Annotated in this window: 2 protein-coding genes; one reads left to right on the top strand and one right to left on the bottom strand. The window is 62.9% G+C overall.

From position 1 onward, the window contains the following. Positions 1–651, top strand: a 651-nt coding sequence (locus tag QZY07_RS26845) for a homoserine dehydrogenase (RefSeq protein ID WP_295409464.1), incomplete at its 5' end; no start/stop codon positions are given. Between the two features lie 59 nt (positions 652–710). Here the strand turns inward: QZY07_RS26845 and QZY07_RS26840 are convergent. Continuing rightward, complete coding sequence (locus QZY07_RS26840) at positions 711–2,696, bottom strand: methyl-accepting chemotaxis protein (RefSeq protein WP_295409461.1); 1,986 nt, start codon at positions 2,694–2,696, stop codon at positions 711–713. Positions 2,697–3,080 lie beyond the last annotated feature (384 nt).

The raw sequence follows: 3,080 nt of genomic DNA, 5'->3' as shown, positions 1-3,080 counted from the left end.
CGCTGCTTTACCGAGGGCATTTCCAAAATTGGCGCGCTGGATGTCACCTATGCCGCCGAGCTGGGGTATCGCATCAAGCATCTCGGGATCGCGCGGCGCTCGCCGGGCGGCATCGAACTGCGTGTCCACCCGACCTTGATTCCGGAGCGTCGTCTGATCGCCAATGTCGATGGCGTGATGAACGCGGTGCTGGTCAAGGGCGATGCGGTCGGCCCGACTCTCTACTACGGCGCGGGCGCGGGCGCCCTGCCGACCGCCTCCGCCGTGATCGCCGATCTGGTCGACGTGGTGCGCGCCCTGACCACCGACCCCGGCAACCGCGTGCCCCATCTCGCCTTCCAACCCGATGAACTGGTCGATACGCCGGTGCTGCGGATGGAGGACATCGAGACCTCCTACTATCTGCGTCTGTCCGCGCTCGACCAGCCGGGCGTCATGGCGCGCATCGCCAGCATCCTGGGCGAGGAGGGGATCAGCATCGAGGCCATCAAGCAGAAGGAGCCGGGCGAGGGCGAGTCCCATGTGTCGCTGGTGATGCTCACCCATCGGGTGATCGAGGGCCGGATGAACGAAGCCATCGCGCGGATCGAGGCGCTGGACTCGGTGCGGGGAGCGGTGATGCGGATCCGGATGGAGAGCCTGTCGGGCTAACTTCGACCATCGCCTCCTCAATCCAGGCGGCCGCGCCACCGAGTTTTGACGGCGGCGCTTTACCCGCCGTCGACACCCCGAAACCGGGAGACCAACCCATTGAGTTTGCTGGCCAGTTCCGCTAGTCCCTGAACGCCCGCCTGCGCCAGAAGAATGTCCTGGTCGTTCTTCCTGGCTAGCGTGCCCATGCTGTCGACGTTGTCGGACAGTGCCTGACTGGTGGCGGATTGCTGATGCGCTTGCTGGGTGACGGCGGAGACCCGGCTCAGCATATCCTCCGCGTGTAGACGAATCGTTTCGATGGCCGTGGCGGCCTCCCGCGACAGGGCGACACCGCGATTCATCTGCGCCGAGGTCACCCCCACCGTTTTCACGGCTTGGGCGCTTTCCTGCTGGATGGTGCTGATCGTCTCGGTGACTTCGCTGGTGGCCTGGGCCGTCCGATTGGCCAGTTTGCGTACCTCGTCGGCGACCACCGCGAAGCCGCGTCCCTGCTCCCCGGCGCGCGCCGCCTCGATGGCGGCATTCAACGCCAGTAAATTGGTCTGATCGGCGATCTCGCGGATGACATTGACGATGGTGCCAATCTCGCGCGAGCGATCGTCCAGCCGTTGGACGCCGGCGGCCACCGACTGCATGGTGTGGTCAATCTGCCCAATGTCCTCGGCGGTGCGATTGACGGTGTTGGCGGCGCTCGCGGTCAACTGCCCCGTGTTCCGCGCGAGTTCCTGCAATTGCTCCGACTGTTGAGCCACCTCGACGATGGACTGGGCGATGTCGTCCATCTCCCGTTGCATCTGGCCCGCCGCCTCAAGCTGTTGTTGCGAATGCTGGACCACCGCCTCGGTCGCGCCAATGAGTTCCTGAGTCGTGGCGTCCAGGTGGCGACTTTCCCGAGCGATGGCCAGCACCAGTTCGCGTAGACGCGCCATGAAGGTATTGAAGGCCGTTCCGATGACGCCGATTTCGTCCTGGCGCGCGACGGTTAATTGCTGGGTGACATCCCCCTCCCAGTCGGACAGGGTTTGCGCCAGTGTCTTCAAGGGGCGCAGCAACCGGGTGAGCAGTGGCCAGATCACGGCGGCCAGGATCACTAACCCCAGGCTGCCGATCAAGGCGGCGAGCCAGGTCATCCGGCGCGCCTCGACCAAGGCCGCGTCCAGGGGAAACGTGAGCAGTAACGCCCAGGTATTCTGCGCTTTGCCTGGTGTGATCGGGCGCACCAGCGACATCGAACCGGCGCCATCGACAAACTCGTAAGACCGTCCCTGTTGGATCGCCGCCAGTGCCTCCGCCGGCAGGTCGTGCGCCGCCTGTCCCAGCCGGGCGCTGTCGGGGTGGCTGGCATACAGGCCCGCGTTGGACAGCAGACTGGCTTGGCCGGAACCGAACGGCCGCACCTCGGCCAGGATGGTCTGAAGCGCCTGGAGCGGATAATCCGCACCGACCGACCCCAGGAAACGCCCCTCGCCGAGAATCGGCACCATCAGCGAAACCATCATGACCGGGCGCCCGCCGATGGGAAACGCATAGGGCTCGCTCGCCCAGGGTTGACGGGGTTGCTTGGGGATGTTGTACCAATCCGCGGTCTCATACTCCGTGACCGGCTCCACGGCGACCGCTCCGCTCGCCCGGTTCCAGTACGGGAGGTAACGACCGCTCTGATCGTGTTCCGGCGCGATGCCGACGAATTCGCGGTCGCGTCCATCGAAGGCATTCGGCTCCCAGTAGGAACCCAGGCCGATGAGTTGCGGATTGGCTTCGAGCACCGCTTGGTTGACCGCCGAGGCAACGGCGCGCTCGGGCTGCCGTTGGTGGATGGCGAACACCGCCAGGGCCAGCGATTCCGCCACGGCGTAGGAATGCGCGAACTCGGCTTCGATCCGGTTGGCGTAGGTATCGCCCATGTCGCGCACCAGCGCCAAGGCTTGATCGCGAGCGTTGTTCTGCGCGAGCGTGGCGATGGTTCCGAAGGCGAGTAGAAACAGCAGTCCGCTACCGCCCAGCATCCAGAAAAATAGTCGAGCACGTAATGATTTGATCAACAGATCGCTCCTTTTGCGTTAAATCTTTGCGGAGATTGACTCACTGACGGAGATGTCTGACGCTATGATCATCTCTAATGTAGGGCGGGATTGATCGGTTCGGCGCGGGTCGTGGGTTCGTTGCGGCCTTCAACGGTTGAAGCCATGACGTGACGCATCCTGCTGATTGAATCCATGGACAGGATAACGGCGGGAATAATCGCGGATCATTACCTCCAGCATGTTGGCCAGGCTGAGAGTCTGTTCAAAAAGTTCTCATTGAATTACATATGGTTCCTGAACATGGCACCGACGGAAACCTAGTTTGTGCCTTAAACGCGTGGAGAGCGTAACCGCAACCATTTAATCTAATTAGGAAAACTTTTTAAACAGACTCTGAGGTGT

Origin of the sequence: uncultured Thiocystis sp. (assembly GCF_903866365.1) — a bacterium.
GTDB lineage: Bacteria > Pseudomonadota > Gammaproteobacteria > Chromatiales > Chromatiaceae > Chromatium.
This window is presented reverse-complemented; position numbering and strand designations above follow the sequence as displayed.